General features: G+C 70.4%; 21 protein-coding genes and 4 pseudogenes. 13 read left to right on the plus strand and 12 right to left on the minus strand.

The genetic code is table 11. The features are described 5' to 3' along the window. The 3 genes from KN815_RS02775 to KN815_RS02785 form a co-directional block, all read left to right on the plus strand. A partial coding sequence (locus KN815_RS02775; RefSeq protein WP_301184541.1) for an undecaprenyl-diphosphate phosphatase occupies positions 1 to 201 on the plus strand: 201 nt, incomplete at its 5' end. After that, entirely contained in the window at positions 198 to 1,643 is a 1,446-nt protein-coding gene (locus KN815_RS02780; protein WP_216339809.1) for a hypothetical protein, read from the plus strand. The genes KN815_RS02775 and KN815_RS02780, both read left to right, overlap by 4 nt. Before the next feature lie 322 nt (positions 1,644 to 1,965). Next, positions 1,966 to 2,856, plus strand: coding sequence for a COG4705 family protein (locus KN815_RS02785; protein ID WP_216339811.1), 891 nt, complete (start codon positions 1,966 to 1,968; stop codon positions 2,854 to 2,856). On the opposite strand, the gene KN815_RS02790 is transcribed toward KN815_RS02785, so the two are convergent. The 5 genes and pseudogenes from KN815_RS02790 to KN815_RS02810 all read right to left on the minus strand — a co-directional run bounded on the left by KN815_RS02790 (position 2,837) and on the right by KN815_RS02810 (position 7,796). Next, positions 2,837 to 4,228 (minus strand): sensor histidine kinase, encoded by a 1,392-nt coding sequence (locus tag KN815_RS02790; protein WP_216339813.1) that lies wholly within the window; start codon positions 4,226 to 4,228, stop codon positions 2,837 to 2,839. The two genes, KN815_RS02785 and KN815_RS02790, sit on opposite strands and share 20 nt — an antisense overlap. Next, positions 4,225 to 4,887, minus strand: coding sequence for a response regulator transcription factor (locus tag KN815_RS02795; RefSeq protein ID WP_216339815.1), 663 nt, complete (start codon positions 4,885 to 4,887; stop codon positions 4,225 to 4,227). Before KN815_RS02795 ends, KN815_RS02790 begins: the two co-directional genes overlap by 4 nt. Beyond that, positions 4,856 to 5,578 (minus strand): phosphatase PAP2 family protein, encoded by a 723-nt coding sequence (locus tag KN815_RS02800; RefSeq protein ID WP_216339817.1) that lies wholly within the window; start codon positions 5,576 to 5,578, stop codon positions 4,856 to 4,858. The genes KN815_RS02795 and KN815_RS02800 overlap by 32 nt, the downstream gene beginning before the upstream one ends. Positions 5,579 to 5,606: 28 nt before the next feature. Further along, positions 5,607 to 6,275, minus strand: coding sequence for a DedA family protein (locus KN815_RS02805; RefSeq protein WP_216339819.1), 669 nt, complete (start codon positions 6,273 to 6,275; stop codon positions 5,607 to 5,609). Between the two features lie 550 nt (positions 6,276 to 6,825). Then, positions 6,826 to 7,796, minus strand: a pseudogene (locus KN815_RS02810) (alcohol dehydrogenase catalytic domain-containing protein). Positions 7,797 to 7,888: 92 nt separating this feature from the next. On the opposite strand from KN815_RS02810, the gene KN815_RS02815 reads away from it, so the two are divergent. Further along, a complete protein-coding gene (locus KN815_RS02815; RefSeq protein ID WP_308403628.1) occupies positions 7,889 to 8,260 on the plus strand; it encodes a LysR family transcriptional regulator in 372 nt (123 codons plus the stop codon). Positions 8,261 to 8,449: 189 nt separating this feature from the next. Here KN815_RS02815 and KN815_RS02820 read toward each other — a convergent pair whose 3' ends face one another. Beyond that, positions 8,450 to 9,304 (minus strand): winged helix-turn-helix transcriptional regulator, encoded by an 855-nt coding sequence (locus KN815_RS02820; RefSeq protein ID WP_216339821.1) that lies wholly within the window; start codon positions 9,302 to 9,304, stop codon positions 8,450 to 8,452. 103 nt (positions 9,305 to 9,407) lie between these two features. Here KN815_RS02820 and eno point away from each other — a divergent pair, with 103 nt between their 5' ends. The 3 genes and pseudogenes from eno to KN815_RS02835 form a co-directional block, all read left to right on the plus strand. Then, complete coding sequence (gene eno, locus KN815_RS02825) at positions 9,408 to 10,703, plus strand: phosphopyruvate hydratase (protein WP_216339823.1); 1,296 nt, start codon at positions 9,408 to 9,410, stop codon at positions 10,701 to 10,703. Positions 10,704 to 11,009: 306 nt separating this feature from the next. Next, on the plus strand, positions 11,010 to 11,360 hold the full coding sequence (locus tag KN815_RS02830) for a hypothetical protein (RefSeq protein ID WP_216339825.1): 351 nt from the start codon (positions 11,010 to 11,012) through the stop codon (positions 11,358 to 11,360). 202 nt (positions 11,361 to 11,562) lie between these two features. Continuing rightward, positions 11,563 to 11,806: pseudogene (locus KN815_RS02835) on the plus strand (transposase); the annotation flags it as partial. A 125-nt stretch (positions 11,807 to 11,931) separates the two neighbouring features. Here KN815_RS02835 and KN815_RS02840 read toward each other — a convergent pair. From KN815_RS02840 to KN815_RS51835, 3 genes are all read right to left on the minus strand, one after another. Then, entirely contained in the window at positions 11,932 to 12,222 is a 291-nt protein-coding gene (locus tag KN815_RS02840; RefSeq protein ID WP_372458239.1) for an SUKH-4 family immunity protein, read from the minus strand. 118 nt (positions 12,223 to 12,340) lie between these two features. Next, entirely contained in the window at positions 12,341 to 12,514 is a 174-nt protein-coding gene (locus KN815_RS51830) for a VOC family protein (RefSeq protein ID WP_308403629.1), read from the minus strand. Then, positions 12,499 to 12,723, minus strand: coding sequence for a VOC family protein (locus tag KN815_RS51835; protein ID WP_308403630.1), 225 nt, complete (start codon positions 12,721 to 12,723; stop codon positions 12,499 to 12,501). Before KN815_RS51835 ends, KN815_RS51830 begins: the two co-directional genes overlap by 16 nt. A 48-nt stretch (positions 12,724 to 12,771) precedes the next feature. On the opposite strand from KN815_RS51835, the pseudogene KN815_RS52025 reads away from it, so the two are divergent. The 3 genes and pseudogenes from KN815_RS52025 to KN815_RS02860 all read left to right on the plus strand — a co-directional run. Further along, positions 12,772 to 12,987, plus strand: a pseudogene (locus KN815_RS52025) (Tn3 family transposase); the annotation flags it as partial. Positions 12,988 to 13,595: 608 nt separating this feature from the next. Further along, a complete protein-coding gene (locus KN815_RS02855) occupies positions 13,596 to 14,411 on the plus strand; it encodes a calcium-binding protein (protein ID WP_216339827.1) in 816 nt (271 codons plus the stop codon). Positions 14,412 to 14,562: 151 nt separating this feature from the next. Further along, positions 14,563 to 15,087: a P-loop nucleotide/nucleoside kinase family protein gene (locus tag KN815_RS02860; protein WP_216339829.1), complete on the plus strand. Its 525-nt coding sequence runs from the start codon at positions 14,563 to 14,565 to the stop codon at positions 15,085 to 15,087. A gap of 196 nt (positions 15,088 to 15,283) precedes the next feature. Here KN815_RS02860 and KN815_RS02865 read toward each other — a convergent pair whose 3' ends face one another. Next, positions 15,284 to 16,486 (minus strand): Gfo/Idh/MocA family protein, encoded by a 1,203-nt coding sequence (locus tag KN815_RS02865; protein WP_216339831.1) that lies wholly within the window; start codon positions 16,484 to 16,486, stop codon positions 15,284 to 15,286. 58 nt (positions 16,487 to 16,544) lie between these two features. Further along, positions 16,545 to 17,066, minus strand: a pseudogene (locus tag KN815_RS02870) (type 2 periplasmic-binding domain-containing protein); the annotation flags it as partial. 284 nt (positions 17,067 to 17,350) lie between these two features. Here KN815_RS02870 and KN815_RS02875 point away from each other — a divergent pair. After that, positions 17,351 to 18,520, plus strand: a complete 1,170-nt coding sequence (locus KN815_RS02875) for an ROK family transcriptional regulator (RefSeq protein WP_216339832.1) — start codon at positions 17,351 to 17,353, stop codon at positions 18,518 to 18,520. 174 nt (positions 18,521 to 18,694) lie between these two features. Here the strand turns inward: KN815_RS02875 and KN815_RS02880 are convergent, their stop codons facing one another. Next, complete coding sequence (locus KN815_RS02880; protein ID WP_216339852.1) at positions 18,695 to 19,120, minus strand: MarR family winged helix-turn-helix transcriptional regulator; 426 nt, start codon at positions 19,118 to 19,120, stop codon at positions 18,695 to 18,697. 245 nt (positions 19,121 to 19,365) lie between these two features. Between KN815_RS02880 and KN815_RS02885 the strand changes: the two genes are divergently transcribed. Both KN815_RS02885 and KN815_RS02890 read left to right on the plus strand, forming a co-directional pair. Beyond that, entirely contained in the window at positions 19,366 to 20,283 is a 918-nt protein-coding gene (locus tag KN815_RS02885; RefSeq protein ID WP_216339834.1) for an SDR family NAD(P)-dependent oxidoreductase, read from the plus strand. After that, on the plus strand, positions 20,283 to 21,158 hold the full coding sequence (locus KN815_RS02890; RefSeq protein ID WP_216339836.1) for an amidohydrolase family protein: 876 nt from the start codon (positions 20,283 to 20,285) through the stop codon (positions 21,156 to 21,158). The genes KN815_RS02885 and KN815_RS02890 overlap by 1 nt, the downstream gene beginning before the upstream one ends. Positions 21,159 to 21,162 lie beyond the last annotated feature (4 nt).

Consider the following 21,162-nt stretch of genomic DNA (forward strand, 5'->3'; position numbering starts at 1 on the left):
CTGAAGGACGCCGTCGGCGCCGGGGTCGGCACCGCCCCCCTCGTGGTGGGCACCGCCGTCTCGTTCGTGGTCGCCTATGCCTCGATCGCCTGGCTGCTGAAGTTCGTCGCCAAGCACTCCTTCAACGCGTTCGTCATCTACCGCGTCGCCGTCGGCCTGCTGCTCCTCGGCCTGCTGGGTACCGGGGTGCTCTCCGCATGACCGTGGAGAGCGCGGTCATGCGCCCGCGACGCCGGATGCCGTGGCCGGCGCTGGTCGCGCTCGCCTATGCGGCGGCCCAACTCGCCCTTGTGGTACCGCATCTGGGGCTGGGCTGGGACGAAACGGTGTACCTCTCCCAGGTCGACCCGCACCGCCCGGCGGCCTACTTCAGCGCCCCGCGCTCACGTGGCATCAGCCTTGTTGCCGCTCCCGTGCTCGCCGTCACCGACTCCACCACCGTGCTCCGGGTCGTCCTGGCGCTGTTGTCCGCCGCCGCCCTCTACGCGGCCTACCGCGTCTGGCAGCCGCTGCTCGGCCCCGGGCGGACCGCCCTGGCCGCGCTGCTGTTCGCCGGTCTGTGGACCACTCTGCTCTACGGGCCGCAGGCCATGCCCAACCTGTGGGTGGCCCTGTCCGCGGTGGCGGCCGTCGGCTGGTTCCTGCGTGCCGCACACCCACCCGCGGGGCGGCGGGCCCTGCTCGGTCTGGGCGCCATGGTCGCGGCCGCCACCTGCTTCCGCTTCTCCGACGGCATCTGGCTCGCCCTGCCCCTGCTCGCCGCGTGCGTGCTCGTCCCGGCCTGGCGGCGACCGGCGCCCGCGCTCGCCGTGGCCGGCGGGTTCGCCGCAGGCGGCGCCGAGTGGATCGCGGAGGCGTATGTGCGCTGGGGCGGGGTCGGCGCCCGGCTGCACCTCTCCAGTACTACCGAGGGCGGCATGGGCGCGCGCTGGGCGGGCGGCATGGCATGGCGCAGCCTCAACGGCCCCCTGCTCTGCCGCCCCTGCCACGTCCCGCTCACCCATCCCGAGCTCACCCTGTGGTGGCTGGCCCTGCCCGCCCTCGCGCTTGCCGCCTGCGTCGTAGCCTGGCGCACCCGGCGCGACGCGGTCATCCTGCTCCCCATCGCCTGCGCCACCGCGCTGAGCATCCCCTACCTGCTGCTCATCGACTACTCCGCACCGCGCTTCCTGCTGCCCGTCTACGCCCTGCTCTCCCTTCCGCTCGCCACCCTGGCCGCACACTCCGCGCAGGCCATCCGCCCGCCCCGCGTCCGCGCCCTGGCCGCCGGGCTGGCCGCCGCGCTGCTCGCCCTGCACCTGTCCGCGCAGTACGAGGTCCTCGACCGCAATACGGCCGCCGCCCGCGCCACCGCTGCCCGCTACCGCGCCGCCGCCCACGACCTGCGCGGCCTCGGACTCACCCCGCCCTGCCTGGTCAGCGGCACCCACGCCCCGCCCATCGGCTACGACGCCGGCTGCGCCTCCGCCAATGTCCGCGGCAACAACCGCAACATCACCGCACCCGCCCTGCTGCACCGCGTCGCCCGCGAACCCGCCGCCGCCCTCGTCAGGATCCGCTCCGGCCCTCCCCGCTACGCCCGCACCTGGACCCCCCACCCCCTGCCGCACACCGGGCTCACGGCCTACACGCCTCCCCATTGACCGGCGGCCGTGGCGGGCCCCGTCGTCGCGCCAGTGGTCCGCCACCCGTGTCGGACGGTCGTACCGAAATCGGCCCCGGCCACGTCCTGCCCGCGCAGCGGGGTGTCGTCGACGTCGAGCTTCGTCCCGTACGCCTCCGCGTCAGCGCACCGGAGCAAATCGCCCGGCAGACGGTCTGAGCTCCGGCAGGCGTTCAGGACACGTTCAGGCTGCGGCAGGCAGGGTCGTAACAGCGCCGCCGCGCGCGAGCGGCCCATCCCACGGGCGCTCGGCCCCTCCGGCGCGGGCGCCGTTACCCCCGATCAGACGGGAGCACAGAACATTGGGGAAGCCAGAAGTCCTCACCGACCTCGACGTCGCGAGTACCACCACGTCGGTGATCAAGAAGCTGCCCGAGGCCACCCTGGCCTTCTGGATCATGAAGATCGCCGCGACGACCCTGGGTGAGACGGCCGGAGACCTCTTCGCCCAGACCCTGAAGCTCGGCTACTTCCTCACCACGATCGCGCTGTTCCTGATCTTCGTGGTGACGCTCGTCGTCCAGCTCAGGTCCCGCCGCTACAACCCGTTCTTCTACTGGACCGTGATCCTGTCGACCAGCATGGCCGGCACCACCATGTCCGACTTCATGAACCGTGACGCCAGCGCCAAGTACCTCTCGGGCGGCGCCGCATCGCTCGGCTGGGGCCCGCAGGGCCTCGGCCTGGGCTACCCGGTCGGCGCGGCGATCCTGATCTCGATCCTGCTGGTGATTTTCCTGGCGTGGAAGGTGAGCGGGATGACCTTCCAGATCCGCGACATCGTGACCTTCCGGGGTGAGGCGCTCTTCTGGTCGGCCATCCTCGTCTCCAACACGCTCGGCACATCGATGGGAGACTTCCTGTCCGACAGCTCCGGCCTGGGCTACGCGGGTGGTGCGCTCCTGGTCACCGGGGTGCTGGCCGTCCTGGTCGCGTTGATGAGGGTCCCCGTGGTACCGAACGTGCTGCTGTTCTGGATCGCCTTCGTCCTCACCCGGCCGCTCGGCGCCACCGCGGGCGACTTCCTCACCAAGCCGATCGCCAAGGGCGGCCTCGACCTGGGTACGGCGGGCTCGTCCGCCGTCCTGCTGGCCGCCCTGTTCGGGCTGATGGCCTACGCCCACGCGCAGGAGCGCCGGGCGCCCGGCCCGCGGAGCGCGGAGCGGGAGCACGTCACCCAGCAGGCAGAGTGACGGTGAATCGCGCCCCGGGTGCGTGCCCGGCGTCGTAGGACACCTCGCCGCCCGCGGAACGGGCCAGACGGCGCGCGAGCGGCAGTCCGAGGCCCGCTCCGTGGTGACCGTCGCCGGGATCGGCGCGCCGCCCCGGTTGGAAGAGCTCGCCGACGAACGCCTCCGGTACGCCCGGTCCGTCGTCGGTGATGTCGATCGCCACGCCGCCGGGCGTACGCCGCCCGGTCATGGTGACGGTGGAACGGGCGTAGCGGACGGCGTTGGCGAGCAGCGGGCTGACGACGCGTTCGAGGAAGGCCGGTGTCACTCCCGCCTCCAGTCCCGCGTCGTCGGCCGCCACCACGGCCTTCACCCGGGCCGGTGCGCCGAGGCGTTGGGTCATATGGCGCAGAACGGATGCGACATCGGCCATGCCGGAAGCCGTCGAGGCGTCGGCCGCGTTCTCCCGGGCGTCGCGGAGGAGCGTGTCGCAGATGGTCCGCATGGACCGGGCGGCCTCGTCGATCGCCTCGTGGGTGGCGCGGGTCTCCGCGGCGGAGCGGGGCCGGGACCGCCACCAGTCGAGTTCGGCGACGATCCGGGCCAGTGGCGTCCGCAGCTCGTGGGACAGCTCCCCCGTCAGTTGCTGCTCGTGACGCAGCACGGCGCGTATGCGGTCCAGCAACGCGTCCAGCGAGGTGCCCAGACGGGCCAGTTCGGCCGGGCCTCTCCCGGTGCTGAAGCGTTCCGCGGAAGCCACGGCACCCCACTGGGTGGCCTGGTCGGTCATCGTCCGCACCGGGCGCAGTGCCCGGCCGACCGCGAGACGTGTCAGCACGTAGGCGCAGACAAGCATGGCCGCGTCCAGGATCAGCGATCCCAGCAGCAGGGTGTCCGCGGAACTCTGGTACGGGGTGAGGTCGAGGGCCGTGACGACGGTGGCGGTGGCATCGCCACCGGGCACGGGCCGGGCACACAGGCGGAGGGACCGTTGGCCCTCGGCGTGGACGGTCGCGCAGTCAGGCGCACCCCGTGTGGCGATCCGGCCGGCGGTCCGGGTGAGAGGGCTGCCCGCCGAGGCGGCGGGCGGCTTTTCCAGCAGGCGCTTCCCTGCGTAGATCCACACGTTCGTGTCCAGTAGCTGATCGTTGGCGGTCTCCAGGACGCGCACCCGGGGGCCGCGGGTGTCGACGGTCGTGGCGACGGCGGTCGCCCGGGCCCGCAGCTCGTCGTCCGCCTGGTGCCGCAGGTGCCGTTCCATCACGGTGTTGAACACGACGGTCAGCGCCGTGATCAGCAGCGCGGCGGTGGTCAGCGCGACGAGCGAGAGCCGTCCGCGCAAGGTACGGGGAGCCAGGGCGCGAAGCACCCGTCGGCGCCGGGTGGATCTCATGACAGGCGGTGCCCGATCCCGCGCGCGGTGGCGATGGTCAGGCCGCTGTCCGTCTCGCGCAGTTTGCGGCGCAGCCTGGTCAAGTACTGGTCCAGGGTGTTGTCGCTGACCTGTCCGCCTTCGGGCCAGCCCGCCCTGACCAGATCACGGCGGCACACCAGTTCCCCGTCCGCGGCGACGAGCGTGGCGAGCAGCCGGAACTCCGTCGGGGACAGGGCGACCCGGGTACCGTGCACCGTCGCGCTGTGCCGGACCGCGTCCAGGACCAGAGCCCCGGCCGTGTCGGCCGACGGAAGTGCGGCCCGTTTGAGCGCCGCCCGCAGCCGGGCGGCGAGCTCCACGAGGTGGAACGGCTTCGGCAAGTAGTCGTCGCCCCCGGCCGAGAAGCCGGACAGCCGGTCGGTGAGGTGGTGCCGTGCGGTCAGGAAGATGACCGGGGCGTGGAACCCGCCCGCGCGCATGGCCTGGCATACGTCCCGTCCGTCCGCGTCGGGCAGGCCGATGTCCAGGACGACCGCCGAGATGTCGGCGGTGACCAGGCGTAGGGCGGTGGCACCGTCGGTGGCCGGAACGGGATCGAAGTCTTCGTCGTACAGACCGCGACGGAGCACATCACGCAGGGCGTGATCATCCTCGACGATCAGGATCTTGCGGCGCATGGTCCTCCGGCGGTCTCTTGGCGGTGGGGGCCGTATCGGCGGGGGCGGGGAAGAGGGCGGGCAGCCACCGGCCCGCGGCGCACAGGCACGCCCCCAGCCAGCCGACGGCGAACAGCCAGCCGCCGAGAACGTCGGTGAACCAGTGCACCCCGAGATAGACACGGGTCAGTCCGACCAGCATGCCCCAACAGCCGATGACGACCCTGAACGAGGTCGCTCCGCGCGGCGCGCGCAGGGTCAGCGCGACGATCAGCAGCCCGGCGGTCAGCGCACTCGTGGTGGCGTGTCCCGAGGGGAACGCCCAGCCGCTCGCGTGCGCCGCCCAGTCGCCCCGCGGCGGGCGGGGGCGGTGGACGAGTTCCAGCAGGCCGTGCCGCAGTGCCTGCCCCACGCCGAGACAGGCGAGGCAGAACGCGGCGGCGAGCAGCCGGTGCCGCACGGCTCGTGCTGCCAGGAAGCCGGCCAGCGTGACGAGTATGTACGGGGTGGCACCCGTCCCGGTGTCGGTCACGCCGCGGGCGAGGGTCCGCAGTACCTCCGGGCGGTGGGCGACGGACCATCCGAGGAGGCCATTGTCCAGCCACAGCGGAGCACCGGCGCCGCCCACGACGACCGCGGTCAGCACCCCCAGCGCCGTCCACGCGCCCAGAGCGGCGCTTCCGGCCAGTCCGGTGGCGTCCCTGCGGTTCACGAAGCCACCGCTCCGTCGGAGGACAGGATCATCTACCGGCCTCCTTCGCTTTCGCGCGCCTGCGACTCCGGTACAGCTCCGAGCCGAGCGGAATCAGCGACACCACCACGATAAGCGCGACCAGGGGCAGCAGATAGCGGTCCACATTCGGGATCGAGGAGCCCAGGGCGTACCCCGCCAGCGTCAGTCCGACGCTCCACACCAGCCCGCCGATGACCTGCCATACGGTGAAGACCCGAATCGGTACGCGCAGGGCCCCCGCCAGGGGGTTCAGCACGGTCCGGACCACCGGCACGAATCTCGCCAGCACGATCGCCTTCGCATACCCGTATCGCCCCAGCAGATCCTCCGCCCGCCGCATCCCCTCGTGCAGCCGGGCGGAGCGGCCACGGGCGAGCAGCGCGCCGCCTGCCCTGCGGCCGATCAGATACCCGCACTGTGAGCCGGCCAGCGCGCCCACCGCCGCGGCGACCAGCAGCGGCCCCAGCGACAGCCGCACGCCGTGTCCGCCGCTGCCCACGCAGAGCAGGCCCGCGGTGAACAGCAGGGAGTCACCCGGCAGGAAGAAGCCGATGAGCAGCCCCGTCTCGGCGAACATCACCACGCCGACGCCCAGCACGCCGAAAGCGCTCAGCAGCGACTGTGCGTCGAGTACGTTGACGGCCAACTGCGATGGCAGCCACGCGGGTGTGGTCATCGGCTTGAGCCCTTTCTCACGGACGACTTCTTGCGGACAACCGAACGCATGACTCCACGTCCGACTACAGACAAGTAGACGGTCTACATTACTGTAGACGCTCGCAGGGCAGAGGGCGTTCCCCACACTCGCCGATCCGCGCCGATGACCGGCGGGCGAGCCTCGCCCGCCGCGACGACGCCTCCCTCGCACAGCGCCGCTTCGTCGCCGACGCCGCGGCGGCCGACATCACCGTCGTGGCCAACGGCCACTCCCCCGGGCGGCCCCGCCGACGAATTCGCCCACCCGGATCTGTGACCCCGGCCACAAGCGCGCTCCCCCGCCCGGGAGGGGGTCGCGGGCAGTCCCTCGTACCCCCCAGAAGCACCGCTCCCCCAGAAGCACCGCTCCCCCGGACGCCCGTCGGCCCCGTATACGACCGTGCAGCAGCCCGAACCGCAGAACGCGGTCCGCCCCGGTGTCACCCTCGCCGACGGCATGCGGCGGATGTTCCGAGGACGGAGCGGCTCCCCGAAACCGGCACATCGCATGCAGAGGTCAGTCGACGTTGTCAGCCGGCGGGCGGGGTGAGGACGGTGCGGTCGAAGGGCCCGCTGTGCATCGCTGCGTAGGTGACGGCCTCGTTGACGGCGTCGAGTCCGAAGGTGCGGACCCGTTCGAGACCGAGATCGAGCGCACCTGACGCGATGAGCCGGATCATGCCGACATTCGCGGAGCGCGGGTACATCCACTGCCCGCGCAGGGTGACCGAGTTGCGCATGATCCACGGATAGGGAAGCGCGAGGTCCGCACCGCCGAGCATGCCGACGCCACCCATGAGGACCACCCGGCCGTACTCGCGGACGGTCATGGCCGCCGCACGCGCCACCGAGCTGGGTGCGGCAGGCGGGAGCAGGTCGAGCACCATATCGATCGGCCCCTCGGCCGCAGCGGACATCGCCGCGCGGTCGGCAGCCTCGTCGCCGGTCAGTTGGACCGGTCGCACACGCGGGCCGAACCGGTCGACGAGCAGGTCGAGCACGGCGTGGTTGCGGCCCGGCGCGACCACCCTGCCCGCCCCCATGGCCAGCGCGGTGGCGACGGCGGCGCTGCCGAGGTTTCCGGTGGCCCCGCTGACAAGCAGCGTCTCGCCCGCTTCGAGAGTTCGGCGAAGGACCCGTCGTGCAGGTGCCGGGCGAGCCTGGCGCCGCCGTCGCCGCGGGAGCTCCAGCCCAGCAGCGTGATGTCGGGGGTCAGTGCGTCGTCGCGGGCGCGGACCGTGCTGTCGCACCACACCAGGTCGCCGACTCGCAGCCGGGTGGCATCGGGGCCGACGCGGACGACCCGCCCCACGCCGCCGGGGCCGGGGACCACGGGGGGTTCGAGCGGGTAGTTCCGCTTGCCGCCGAAGACCTCATCGGCGTACGGCGGGACGCTCGTCGCCAGGACCTCGACCACCACCTCGCCGCCGCCCGCTTCGGGATCGGGTATCTCCCGCACCGTGAGCGGGGCACCGAACTCCGTCAGAACTGCTGCCTTCATCTGCCGACCTCCTTGATCGCTTGCTTCGAGGCTAGGAGCACAGAGGGCATGCGCCAAACGACGATCCGGCATCCCTGGCATGCGTATGACGCATGGACTTCTCCAGTACGGCTCTTCGGGTTCTGCGCCAGGTCGCCGAGTCGGGGGGCTTCACCGCGGCGGCCCCCCGGCTCGGCTGCACACGGTCGGCGGTCTCGCGCCAGGCGGCGGCCCTCGAACGCAGCGCGGGCGCCGTCCTGTTCGAGCACCGCCCCGACAGGGTGCGGCTGAGGCCCGCGGGCTTGACCCTGCTGCGGCACGCCCGCACCATCCTGGACTCCGTCGCGGCCGCCGAGCGTGACCTCACCGGCTCCGTCTCGCAGAGCGAACTGGTCCGGGGCGGGCTATTCATGAGATCGTCCGGTGCACCACGAAGAACGCCCCGAAACTGCCCGCACTGCGCAAGAACCCGATGGTTGCCCTGACCAGGGCCGGTGGTCCGGACAGTCGTCGCGCGGTGGCCGGGCAGAGCGTCCGGGCTGCCGTCGAGACAGTCGGCCGAACCGCGAGAGCCGCACCTCGGGCAGTTGCCGGGTGCGGGAGGAAAAAGAGGTGGTGGACGGCCGGATCAGCCATCGGACGAAGTCTCCTTCGGCGAACGGCCGGACTTGTGCTCAGATCGCGGCCAGTCGCAGGCTCTCGGCGACCGCATGCGGGATGTCGACGACCGGGAACAGCGCGTGCCGTACGGTCCGTTCGGCGTCGACGACCAGGATCAGGCGCTTGTGGCGCAGCCGGCCCGCGCCGCGGAAGGTCGGCAGCCGCAGGGCCGCGGCCAGTTGGTGGGCGGCGTCGGAGAGCAGGGGGTACGGGACCGCTTCCGCCTTGGCGAACTCCGTCTGCTCGTGGAGGAGTTGGGTGCTGACTCCGCGCACGTCCACGCCCGCCTTCCGGAAGTCGGGCCAGGCGTCACGGAAGAGCCGGTTCTCCAGCGTGCAGCCGACCGCTCCGGGGATCGGCGGCTCGCCCCATTCGACTCCCGTGCCGGGATAGGTGAACAGCACGGTCGCGACGGCGTCCGGGGAGACCAGGGGCAGGTCGACGCCATGCGTGCCGGGCAGGTCGAGGCCGTCGGGCAGCCGCGTGCCGGCCAGGGCGTGGACGCGGGCATGTTCGGCGCTGTCCCCCTCAGCGGTCGCGGTGAGCCTGCCGTCGCCGAGCACCCAGCGGTCACCCCAGTCCTGCATGGCGACGAGCAGGGGCAGCAGTGCGGCGCCGGCATCGGTGAGCAGGTACTCGTAGCGCACCGGACGCCGCTGGTAGAGGCTGCGGCGTAGCACCCCGCTCGCGACGAGCCGGCCGAGCCGCTCGCTCAGGACCCTGCGGGACAGGCCGATCTCGGCGGCCAGCGCGTCGAAGCGGACGTGTCCGCGGGCGATCTCGCGCAGCACCAGCACATGCCACCAGTCCCCCAGGACCATGGCGGCCTGGGCGATCCCACAGGTCTCGTCAGCGTTGTGCATCCTCATGCGCCCATAGTAGGTTCTCTTTCGGAACCCACATTGTTTCAACTTGGAACTTACTGAGACTTACTGCCCAATCGCCACCCGGGCCCAGCGTGAGGAGTGCACCGTGACCGCCATCAGACGGGTCGTCGCACGGGAGATCATCGACAGCCGGGGCAATCCGACCGTCGAGGTGGACGTGGAACTGGGGGACGGCTCGCTCGGTCGCGCGGCCGTTCCCTCGGGTGCCTCCACCGGGGCCAGGGAGGCGGTGGAACTGCGCGACAGCGACCCGGCCCGGTTCCACGGCAAGGGAGTACGGCGCGCCGTCGACGCCGTCAACGAGACCGTCGCGGACGCCGTGACCGGACTCGACGCCGAGGACCAGGCGACCGTCGACCACACCATGATCGAGCTGGACGGCACGGGCACCAAATCACGGCTCGGCGCCAATGCCCTGCTCGGCGTCTCCCTGGCCACCGCCAAGGCCGCCGCGGCCGCACACCGCCTGCCGCTGTACCGCTACGTCGGCGGAGTCGACGCCCGTCTGCTGCCGGTGCCGATGATGAACATCGTCAATGGCGGCGCGCACGCGGACAATCCGCTGGACTTCCAGGAGTTCATGATCGCCCCGATCGGCGCGGCCACCTTCGCCGAGGCCGTCCGCATGGGCTCGGAGGTCTTCCACACCCTGCGCGGCAACCTGATCGCCGCCGGCCACAGCGTGAACGTCGGCGACGAAGGCGGCTTCGCACCCGACCTGCGCACCGCCGACGAGGCCCTGGACTTCGTCGTACGCGCCATCGAGCAGACCGGCTACAAGCCCGGCACCGACATCACCCTCGTCATGGACCCGGCCAGCTCGGAGTTCTTCCACGACGAGACCTACGACTACACCGGGGAGGGCATCCGCCGCACCCCCGCCGAACACGCCGACTACCTCGCCACCCTCGTCGACAGCTACCCCGTCGCCTCCATCGAGGACCCGATGGCCGAGGACGACCACGACGGCTGGCGCGACCTGACCGCGCGGCTGGGCAACCGCTGCCAGCTCACCGGCGACGACGTCTTCTGCACCAACGAGACACTGCTGCGCGCGGGTATCCGCGACGGTATCGCCAACTCGATCCTGGTGAAGGTCAACCAGATCGGCACCCTCACCGAGACCCTGGCCACGGTCGCCACCGCCCACCGCGCCGGCTACACCGTCGTCATGTCCCACCGCTCCGGCGAGACCGAGGACACCACCATCGCCGACCTCGCCGTCGCCACCGGCTGCGGCCAGATCAAGACGGGTTCGCTCTCCCGCGCCGACCGCACCGCCAAGTACAACCAGCTCGTGCGCATCGAGGAGGAACTGGGCACCCAGGCCCGCTACGCCGGCCGCGAAGCGCTCGGCTTGCGCCGGTCCGCCCCGGCATGACTCGCATCACCGCCGGCATCCCGGTCTCCCTTGACGGCTTCACCACCGGGCCCGCCCCGGCGAGGAGGCCCCGACCGAGGGCGGATCGCAGCCACGGGGACAAGAGCAGGAGCCTGAACACGCCTCGCCCCCGCGCACCCTCCGCCGCACGTACCAGCGCCGTCAGCGCCCCCACATCCGCAACACCCGCTTCAGCGACGACGAACTCACCCTCGTGGCCGCCGGCGCCGAGGCCGCCGGACTCGCCCTCGCCGGTTTTCTCGCGCGAGCCGCTCGTTTGCCTGGTCTCCGTCTAGAGTGTCGAGGATGCCGCTTGTCGAAGTGACCTATGCGCCCACGGTGCCCGAGCCCGAGCTACGCGAACTCGGCTCGGTGCTGCCGCACCTGGTGTCATTGGCTGTGGAGTGCCCCGAGGAGCCGTACGACGGTGAGCTGCAACCCGGGGATGTCGAGATCCGCTTCCGGCCGCTGAGCCCGCTGGACCGTAGCGGCCTGACGGTGGTGATCGAGATCAAGTCGAAGTGGTCCGCCAGCAGGGAAGCCAACCGCCAAGAGCGCGTGGACGCGCTGCACGCGGACATCCGCGCCGCAACCGGGCTCGTCGACTTCGGCGTCTATCTGTCGCTGCCGAGCGCCGCTTGGTCTCAGGGAGACTGATCACTCACACCCGACGGCGTCGTTTCTCAGACCCCGGCGAAGGCGAGACGGTGCGTGGGCCAGATGTGAGCTTGTTCGTCGAAATGTTTCGCGAACTGGGTCGCTGGCCTGGGTATTCGCCGGACGCTGAGGCGGCCTTCGTCTGATCATGTGCTCCGGCCAAGGTGCACGGATCAAGACGAAGGCCGTGTAGGTGAGTCTGCTGTCTGATGCCGGTCCCGGGGAAGCGTTCGCGAAAGCGTTCGCGAAATGCGTCACGCTTCCGGGAGGACTTCTTCGACTGCCTGACCCCCCGGGGGGACGAGCTGTTCGAGCTGGCCGGCGCGTTGCTGTGTGCGGACGGGCCGGTGAGGACGCCGGTGGACCTGACGCTGGTGGCTGAGCACCGGCGCGGGCAGGGCGCTCTGTACGACGCCCTGAACCGCGGGAGCGTGGACGTGCTCCGGCGAACACGCCGCGCGAACTCCCGCCGACAACCGCCCCCGGCACGCCCCTGCCAGGGAGACGGTCGGGGGGCACGGTTCCGGCGGGCGACGCGGCCGAAGACGCGGCACCGACCGCCGGCCGGCGATCACCCGTAGAGCGAGCGGGCTCCCGGACTGTTGCCCTTGAAGCGCAGGCCCGCGGCGATCTCCCCGCCGACCACCGACCAGACCGTCTCGTAGTCCTGGAAGGGGAGCGGGTCAATGCTGCTCGTCTCCTGACGGATACGCGCGACCTCGCGCTCCAGCCGCTCGAAGTCGACTTCCTCGTCGCCGCCGTCGCCGTCGTCGCCGCTGAAGGTGAACTCCTCGAGCAGGCGCTGGAACCGGAGGGTGACCTGGACGAAGGAGGAGACGTCCGTGTGGAGGTGACGGGCCATTCGCCCGCGACCTCCGAGGCGTCCTCGAAGTCCTCGGCGTCGACGAGGCTCTTACTGATCGTTTCAGAATCAGCCTCTGGCCCGTGTGCGGCGGCCGGAGGCCGCGTGGTCGCCGCTGCTACTTGCTAGGCGTCAGACTTTCGCGTGTGATGAGGCAGAAGGGGTGTCCCACTGGGTCGGCGTACACGCGGTAGCCGATTGGCTTGTCCGATCCTTCAAGCAACGTGGCGCCCAGGGCGAGTACCTTCGCCTCTGCCACATCCAGGTCATCGACCATCACATCAACATGCATCTGGGCCGGACGATCGGGATCGGGCCACTGGGCGGCCGGAAACCGCCGACACGCTGAAAGGTCACGGTCTCCGTGCCCGTCGTGTTCGCGAGCACCACATAGTCAGACGAGTCCTCCACCCGCGGCAGCGACAGCAGGCTCTCGTAGAAGCTCGCAAGCTCCGATGGGACAGGACAGTCAATGACGAGAGAGAACAGGCGTCCGATCATGTTGATCACACTATGCCGCGCACGGAGGAAGGGGGATACGCGGATGCCAGGTTCCGCGGCCTGGACGACCAGAGGTTCTGGCGGGCCACGATGCCCGGCGTCGAGACGCGCAGCTACGGCGCGGTGGAGGACCCGGCCCGCAACCGCGTGAACCTGAACAAGGTGATCACGCACTGGCCGGACATGCTGAAGGTCGCCGGGTCCCTGGTCACCAACCAGCTCCGCGCCTACGACCTGCTGCGCATGTTCGGCCGGGACGGCCGCGGCCGTGGACGGCACGGTGGAACTGACCAGCGCCAGCCGCCTGTCCTTCCCCGGCGGGCGGGGACTTCGTCATACGCGTCGCCGAACGCGCCAAGGCGGGAGACCCGGCACCGGCTCGACAGTACGTCCGAGCCAACTGCGACACGACCCGTTGGGCGGGGCATTGACGACAACGGCACAGATCCACGATGTCGCCTGACGCAGTGCATGAGTCTGCCCCTGGATGATCAGGCAGGCAGACCCGCTGCCCCGGGCCCGTGCCTCCTGCCGCGTGTTGAGCGGCGGGAGGTCCGGCTTTCGTGACGGCAAGTCAGATTCGCTGCTCCCACCAGCGATGAGTTCCTGGCGGAAGCCGGTCCAGAGCCGGTCCACGACCGATGTCCCGTACGGCCTTCGCCACCCGTTTCCGGGACTCACCGGAGTTCCCGCCGCTCATAGAACGCACATTCCGAGAACGTGAGGGAAATTCCCGGTGCTGTACAGGTGAACGGGAAATGGGGACTCGAAAGGATCGGCGAAGAGGGCGTGGGAGTGGCACAACCCCGCGTGGATTTTCCACGTCGAAATGGGTGATCGTAAATCAGATCCATTCCCCACGGAGGTTTTTCGTGTCCACCCTTGGCCCGCGTTCCCGCCGCGTCCGCCCGGTCGGCGTCGCCGCCTTACTGGCCGTCGCGGCCAGTACCGGACTCTTCGCCTGGAACGCCCAGGCCGCCACCTCGCCCGCGTCGTCATCGCCGGCGTCGCCGGCCACCGTGACCGCCGCCGACGGAGTGATGGTCTACACGGCGGCCGACGGCCAGACCAACAAGCTCACCATCAAGCGGATCAGCGAGAGCGACACCACGCTGACCTTCGGCGTCGACGACGTTGTCGAGATCACCGCCGGCACCGACTGCACCCACCCCACCGCCACCGACCTGACGTATGTGACCTGCACCGTTCCCGTCCCCGACCCGGACCACGGCGGCGACCAGGGCACCGTCGAACTCGGCGACGGAAATGACAGCATCAAGATCTCCGGCGGCGATGTGAGCGTCTACGGCGGGGACGGGGACGACACCATCAACGGCGCTTCCGTCGCGGTGGGCGGCGACGGCGACGACACCATCAGCCACACCACGAACGCGAACGGCAACGCCGGCAACGACACCATCACCGACTCGTTCGCGGCGTGGGGCGGGGACGGCGACGACACCGTCATCGGCGATGATGTGGCCAACGAGATCTACGGCGGCCCCGGCAACGACTACCTCGACGGCGCCGGAAACGATGACTCGATCTACGGCGAAGAGGGCGACGACACCATCAAGGGCGGACCGGGCAACGACTACCTCTTCGGCGGCCCCGGCAAGGACGACATCGACGGCGGCCCCGGCGACAACGTCATCGACCAGGACGGATCCGTCCCTGAGGGGTTCTGAGGGTTCTGAGGGTTCTGAGGGGATCTGAACAACAAGACGGCCCGGGGCGACGCCCCGGGCCGTGGCCGCCGCCTATCCCACCGGTGCCGAGGCCGTACCGGTTTTCCGCTGTGCCCGTTCCCGCGGCCGCGCAGCGCTAACGTTGGGTCCCATGATCGTATGGCTCAACGGCACTCACGGCGCGGGCAAGACGACGACCAGTGCACTCGTGCAGAAGCTGATCCCGGATTCACGGGTGTTCGACGCCGAGAAGGTCGGCGAGACGCTCATGGACATCTCGCCGGGGCTGCCCGCGACGGACAACTTCCAGCACTGGCCGCCGTGGCGGCCGCTCGTCGTCGAGACCGCCCGCCGCGTGCTCGACTACACCGGCGGCACCCTGGTGATGCCCATGACCGTTCTGGTCGAGGAGTACTGGCGCGAGATCAGCACGGGCCTCGCCCAATACTCCATCCCAGTACGGCACTTCGTCCTCCACGCCGACCAGGACACCCTCCGCGGGCGCATCGCGGGCGACACCGTTCTTGGGCCCAACTCCCCCTTCCGCCTCAAATACCTCGAGCCCTATGCCGAGGCGGCCCGCACCTGGCTGCATGACGAGGCCGAGGTCGTCGACACCACGCACCTCACACCCGCCCAGGCCGCCCTGCGGATCGCGGAGGCCCTCAAAAGTTGAGCTCCCCCCACCACGCGAGCAGGCGCAGGTGGCGAGGTCGAGTTGGGCGGCCGCGTCGGCCGTCACGCCGTGACGGGCTCGCCTGCCCCGGTCAAGCGTATCGGTGGTGTCCGGCGAGACGGGCGTGGCGTTCGGCCGTACGTCAGGCACCTGAGCGGCTGCCCCCGCCCGCGGAGGGCAGCCGGTCCGGGGCCGCTCAGATTCGGGGTGCGTCCCCGAAGTCGGGGATTTCCAGCCGGGCCCCGCCCTGCCGCGCGGATTCGTGCGCCACGATGCCCGGCAGGGTGTAGCGGGCCGCGACCCATGCGTTCACGGAGGGAAGTGTGCGGGTGTTGACCGCGGTCGCGAAGTCGTCCACCAGGAAGTGGTGGCTTCCTTCGTGCCCGTTGTGCAGGTGGTCGAATTCCCGGGGCAGCCGCGACCGGTCGTGCACGGGCGCGGAACCCGAGGTGAAGGCGGCGCGCAGGGCGGGCGCGATGTGCTCTAGCGACGGGTCGTCGGGAGCCAGTGTCGGCTTGGGCTCCAGCAACTCGGTGATGTCCTTGACCCCCGTCTTGTCCTGCCAGAAGCTCACCGTGGCGAGTTGTTCCATGCTGGCCTCCGTCCCGAAGAACCGGAACCGCGACTCGCGGATGTGCGAGGGATAGCCGACCCGCCGGAACTCGTTGGTACGGAACGAGCCGCCGCCGAACACCTCGAACAGCGCGGTGGCATTGGAGATGTCATTCCCGAACTGGCTGATCTCCTGGTCGAAGACCTTGTCCCCACGGTCGTCCTTCACTCCGATCGCCGACACGCTCACCGCGTGCGTCTGCCAGGCTCCGAGGACCCCGCCGACGGAGTGCGTCGGGTAGAGCAGCGGCGGGTAGCTGGCGGTCGCCTTCCAGTTCTCGCCGCCGCTGTACTGATATGCCTCATAGAAGCCGAGATCCATGTCGTGAACGTAGTCGCCCTCGGCGTAGAAGAGCCGCCCGAAGGCACCCTCGGCGATCTGGTCGCGGGCGTGCACGGTCGCCGGGTTGTACTGGCTCGTCTCCCCCATCATGTACGTCAGGCCGGTGGCGCGTACGGCCTCGATGATCGCCGCTATCTCCTCGCGGGTGATCGCCATCGGCACCGCCGAGTACACGTGCTTCCCTGCGTTCAGGCCCTGGAGCACCAGGGGGCCGTGTGTCCAGCGCTGAGTGAAGATGGCCACCGCGTCGACCGCCTTCGACTCCAGCATCGCCTCGTACGAGGGGAAGGTCCCCGCCAGCCCTTCCGCGGCGGCCAGTTGCTCGGCCCGCTCGGGGAGCAGATCGGTGACGTGGACATCGCCGACACCGGGGTGGGCGAGGAACAGCTTGGCGAACTGGCCGGAGAACTGCCCGGCGCCGACGATGCCGAGGGAGAACGTCATGTGGCACTGCCTTTCGATGGTTTACCGCTGCTGATGGGCCGGTCGAGCTGGTGCCGGTTCACTGGTGGAGAAGGACGTTGATCTGGCTGTTGGTCTCGTCGAGGCCGCTCACGGGCGCGTCGTTGGCGTAGAGGTCCTGCATCGCGGGGCGCATGAGCGCGTACACGTCGGCGGCGTAGTTGGTGATCGGGAAGGAGAAGGTCGTGAAGTCCTTCTTGTCCGCCACCGGTTGAGTGAAGGCCGTGGTGTCGACGCCCCGCTTCTCATAGGCGGCGACGGCGGCCTTGGTGCCGGCCCGGGTGGCGGGGAAGACGATCCCGTACCTGCCGACGACGGTCTGGCACGCGTCGGAGGCCAAGTACGCCACCCGCTTCCTCGCGCCTGCCTTGTTGCGGGCGCCCTTGGAGACCGAGTCGGCCAGGCCGTTCATCATGGTGGCCCGCTTACCGGTCGGGCCGACCGGGGTGCGGGCGGTGCCGACGTCGAGGCCCTTGGCCCCGTAGTACGTGGAGAGCAACCAGGCACCGTCGAAGGCCGTCGCGGCCTTGCCCGCGGCCATCTGCGCGTTGGGCGGGTTGGCCGCGAGGGCTCCGTCGTCACCGGCTCCTCGGGCTTCGCGGATCTTGAGTTTCGATGTGGCTCCCTCGGCGCGGCGCGGGCGCAGACGCGAAGGAGGGCTGCTGGAGGCGACGGTCATCAGGAGAGACTCTTTCGTCTGGGGCTCGTCCTCGGGCAGCACTTACTTTTGATGCGAAAGAATCCTGGCGTCAAGAGTCATGCAGAGATCTTTCCGACTCGGCATCCGCGCCATAGAGTGACATCATTACTTCCGCACCGAAAGAAAATGTAGAGGAGCCCGCACCCATGACCACACGTGACGCCAGTTGGCCGCCCCTGAGTCCCGGGGAACGTGCGGTGGCGATCGAGGTGCTGGTGCACGGTCCACTGTCGCGCGCCGAACTCGCCCGTCGGCTGAACCTCTCGGCGGGCAGCCTCACCCGGCTGACCAAGCCGCTGATCGAATCGGGTCTCCTGGTGGAGCAGACCACCGAGGGTGGCGCACCGGCGGAGGTGCGACAGGGTCGGCCCTCGCAGCCGCTGGACATGGTCGCCGAGTCCCGGTTCTTCATCGGCTTCAAGATCACCGAAGACACGGTCTACGGGGTTGTCACCACGCTCCGCAGCGACATCATGGCCCGCGACGAGCGGCCGCTGACCACGCACGAGCCCGCGCTGGTCGCCGATCTGCTGCGCGAGATGACAGAGGAATTCACCCGGGCCCATCCCCGGCCGGCCGGGATCGGCATCGGGGTGGGGGCCGGGGTCCGGGACCGCTCGGTCGTCATCCAGTCACCGTTTCTCGGCTGGGACGAGGTGCCGCTGGCCGAACTGGTCGAGGAGCGGACGGGGTTGCCGGTGGTCGTGGAGAACGACGTGGCGGCGCTGGTCGAGGCCGAGTGCTGGTTCGGCGCGGGCCGCGGCCTCGACCGGTTCGCGGTGCTCACCATCGGGGCGGGGCTGGGCTACGGACTGGTCAGCGGCGGCAGGCGGGTGATCTCCTCCGAGGACAACCTGAGCCTCGGCCGGGGACGCCACTGGATGGTCAACCCGAACGGCCCGCTCACCCCCTACGGAGAACGCGGCAGCGCCGTCTCCCTGCTGACCATTCCCAGCATCCGCTACCAGCTCCAGGCCGCCACCGGCCGGGAGATGACGTACGAGGAGATCCTCGGCCTCGCCGCCGAAGGCGAGCCCATGGCCGCCCGGGTCGTGGACGAGGCGGCCCGGGCGCTGGGCACCATCGTGTCCCAGATCGCCAACTTCGCGATGCCCCAGAAGATTCTGCTGGCCGGTGAGGGAGTGGGGCTGCTCGATGTGGCCGGGGCGGCGGTGGAGGAGGCCATCCTCGCCAACCGCCACCCCCAGGCCGACCAGGTCAACCTCGAGACCAAGGTTTCCGACTTCCACGACTGGGCCCGCGGTGCCGCCGTCCTGGCCATCCAGGTGCTGGTCCTGGGCTCGGCGGAGGCATGACGCACGCCACGGCCACGAAGGAGACAGTCAACTGACCGGCCCGGCCCCGAAGGGGGATCGTGAACGCGGGGAGGGCACCGTGCACCGCGCGCGGGCAGCGGCCGGGCGGGCACGGGCCGGGCGTCGGGCACGGGCCGGGCGGCGGGCATGGCCCGGAGTCCGGCGGGCGGAGCATCAGGCGAGCCCGTTCCCCGCGACGCGCAGCAGGAGCGTGTGCAGCGTCTCCCGGTCGGCGGGGGCGAGCGGGGCGAGGAGTTCGTCGGTCACCTCCTGACCCGCCCGATCGGTGTCACGGAGGAAGGCGCGGCCGTCCTCGGTGAGGACGACGATGCGGCTGCGGCGATCGTCGGGGGCGGGGCGGCGCTCGGCGAAGCCGAGCTTCTCCAGGTCGTCCACCAGGCCGACGATCGCGCTCGGGTCGTAGCCGAGCCGGGCGCTGAGCTCTCGTTGCAACGCGCCCTCGCAGGTGGCGAGGAGGCGCAGCACGGCGTAGTGCCGCAGCCGCAGCCCCGACTCCTGGAGGAAGGTGTTGAAGAGCTGACCGGAGCGCAGACCCAGGCGGTAGAGCAGATAGCCGGTGTCGGCGTGGAGCGCCCGCATCCACGGTTCGTCCGCGTCGATGGGGTGTGGGTCGTCGGTGTGCGGGCGGGTGATGGCGGGCTCCCTGGTCTCGGCCCGGGGCGCCGGTCTCGGCTTCCCGGAAGGGTGGGTCTCGTGTGCAGAGTCCAGCATGACGCACCCGAGGTAAACAACAACTGTTGACGTCAACAATAATTGTGCTTAGCTTCGATCTCGTTGCCCTACCCCGCGCCGGACCGGCGCACCCCATGCGAAGGGACTCGCTCGTGCCCACCATCGATCTGACCGGCAAGGCCGCCGTCGTCACCGGTAGCGGCCGGGGCCTCGGCCTCGCCTATGCACACGCCCTCGCCGCCCATGGCGCGTCCGTGGTCGTCAACGACGTCGACGGGGACGCGGCCGAACAGGCCGTCAAGTCCATCACCGAGGCCGGGGGCACCGCCGTGGCCGAGGTGGTCCCCGTCGGTGGCGCCGAGGCCGCAGACCGGCTGGTGGGCCGTGCCGTCGAGGAGTTCGGCCGACTCGACGTGCTGGTCACCAACGCGGGCATCCTGCGCGACAAGGTGCTGTGGAAGATGACCGACGAGGACTTCGACGCGGTCCTCACCACCCATCTCAGGGGCACCTTCACCTGCGCTCGCGCCGCCGCCGTGCGCATGCGCGAGCAGGGCGAAGGCGGCACGCTCGTCCTCGTCGGCTCCCCGGCCGGGCAGCGCGGCAACTTCGGCCAGACCAACTACTCCGCCGCCAAGGCCGGAATCGCCGCCATGGCCCGCACCTGGTCCATGGAACTGGCCCGCGCGAGCATCACCGTCAACGCGATCGTGCCGGTCGCCGCCACCGCGATGACCGAGACCATTCCCGCCCTCGCCCCGTATACGGAGGCCCTCAGGAACGGCCAACCGCTGCCGGACTTCCTGCGCAAGGGAGAGGGATTCGGCACACCGGAGGACTGCGCCGCCCTCGTTCCCTTCCTGGCCTCCGACGCCGCCCGCGGCATCACCGGCCAGTGCATCGGCATCGGCGGCGACAAGGTGGCGCTCTGGTCGCATCCGCAGGAGATCCGGGCCGCCTACGCCGATGGCGGCTGGACCTCCGACGCCCTGGCCGACGCCTGGCCCACGTCGGTCGGCGCCGAACCGCAGCCGGTGGGTATTCCCGCGCCGAAGATTCCGGAGGCGTGATGGACCTCCAGAATCTGGTCGCCATCGACGTCCACACCCACGCGGAGGTGTCCGCCAAGGGCCACTCCTCCCTGGACGACGACCTGCACGACGCCTCCTCCGCCTACTTCAAGGTCGAGGGCAACCGCAAGCCCACCCTCCAGGAGACGGCCGCCTACTACCGCGAGCGGCGGATGGCCGCCGTCATCTTCACGGTGGACGCCGAGTCCGCGACCGGCACCGAGCCCGTCCCGAACGAGGAGGTCGCCGAGGCCGCCGCCGCCAACGCGGACGTCCTCATCCCCTTCGCCTCCATCGACCCCTTCCGGGGCAAGGCGGGCGTCAAGCAGGCCCGGCGGCTGGTCGAGGAGTACGGCGTAAAGGGCTTCAAGTTCCACCCCAGCGTCCAGGGCTTCTTCCCCGACGACCGCTCGGTGGCGTACGGCCTGTACGAGGTGATCGAGGAGACCGGCACCATCGCGCTCTTCCACACCGGCCAGACCGGCATCGGCGCCGGTGTTCCCGGCGGGGGCGGCATCCGCCTGAAATACTCCAACCCGCTCCATGTGGACGATGTGGCCGCCGACTTCCCACACCTGAAGATCATCCTGGCGCACCCGTCGTTCCCCTGGCAGGACGAGGCCCTGGCGGTGGCGACCCACAAGCCCGGCGTGCACATCGACCTGTCCGGCTGGTCCCCGAAGTACTTCCCGCCACAGCTCGTGCAGTACGCCAACACGCTGCTGAAGGACAAGGTCCTGTTCGGCTCGGACTTCCCCGTGCTCACCCCGGACCGATGGCTGGCCGACTTCGAGAAGCTCTCCATCAAGGACGCGGTCCGGCCGAAGATCCTCAAGGAGAACGCGGCCCGCCTGCTCGGGCTGACGCAACCGTGAGAGG

This window comes from Streptomyces niphimycinicus (genome assembly GCF_018883605.1).
Classification (GTDB): domain Bacteria; phylum Actinomycetota; class Actinomycetes; order Streptomycetales; family Streptomycetaceae; genus Streptomyces; species Streptomyces niphimycinicus.

Bases quoted from the DNA above. Each gene is read 5' to 3' on its own strand.
- KN815_RS02780 (WP_216339809.1), top strand. From the start codon at position 198: ATGACCGTGGAGAGCGCGGTCATGCGCCCGCGACGCCGGATGCCGTGG.
- KN815_RS02790 (WP_216339813.1), bottom strand. From the start codon at position 4,228: ATGAGATCCACCCGGCGCCGACGGGTGCTTCGCGCCCTGGCTCCCCGT.
- KN815_RS02795 (WP_216339815.1), bottom strand. From the start codon at position 4,887: ATGCGCCGCAAGATCCTGATCGTCGAGGATGATCACGCCCTGCGTGAT.
- KN815_RS02805 (WP_216339819.1), bottom strand. From the start codon at position 6,275: ATGACCACACCCGCGTGGCTGCCATCGCAGTTGGCCGTCAACGTACTC.
- KN815_RS02815 (WP_308403628.1), top strand. From the start codon at position 7,889: ATGGACTTCTCCAGTACGGCTCTTCGGGTTCTGCGCCAGGTCGCCGAG.
- KN815_RS02820 (WP_216339821.1), bottom strand. From the start codon at position 9,304: ATGAGGATGCACAACGCTGACGAGACCTGTGGGATCGCCCAGGCCGCC.
- KN815_RS02830 (WP_216339825.1), top strand. From the start codon at position 11,010: ATGCCGCTTGTCGAAGTGACCTATGCGCCCACGGTGCCCGAGCCCGAG.
- KN815_RS02840 (WP_372458239.1), bottom strand. From the start codon at position 12,222: ATGGCCCGTCACCTCCACACGGACGTCTCCTCCTTCGTCCAGGTCACC.
- KN815_RS51830 (WP_308403629.1), bottom strand. From the start codon at position 12,514: ATGCATGTTGATGTGATGGTCGATGACCTGGATGTGGCAGAGGCGAAG.
- KN815_RS51835 (WP_308403630.1), bottom strand. From the start codon at position 12,723: ATGATCGGACGCCTGTTCTCTCTCGTCATTGACTGTCCTGTCCCATCG.
- KN815_RS02860 (WP_216339829.1), top strand. From the start codon at position 14,563: ATGATCGTATGGCTCAACGGCACTCACGGCGCGGGCAAGACGACGACC.
- KN815_RS02865 (WP_216339831.1), bottom strand. From the start codon at position 16,486: ATGACGTTCTCCCTCGGCATCGTCGGCGCCGGGCAGTTCTCCGGCCAG.
- KN815_RS02875 (WP_216339832.1), top strand. From the start codon at position 17,351: ATGACCACACGTGACGCCAGTTGGCCGCCCCTGAGTCCCGGGGAACGT.
- KN815_RS02880 (WP_216339852.1), bottom strand. From the start codon at position 19,120: ATGCGGGCGCTCCACGCCGACACCGGCTATCTGCTCTACCGCCTGGGT.
- KN815_RS02890 (WP_216339836.1), top strand. From the start codon at position 20,283: ATGGACCTCCAGAATCTGGTCGCCATCGACGTCCACACCCACGCGGAG.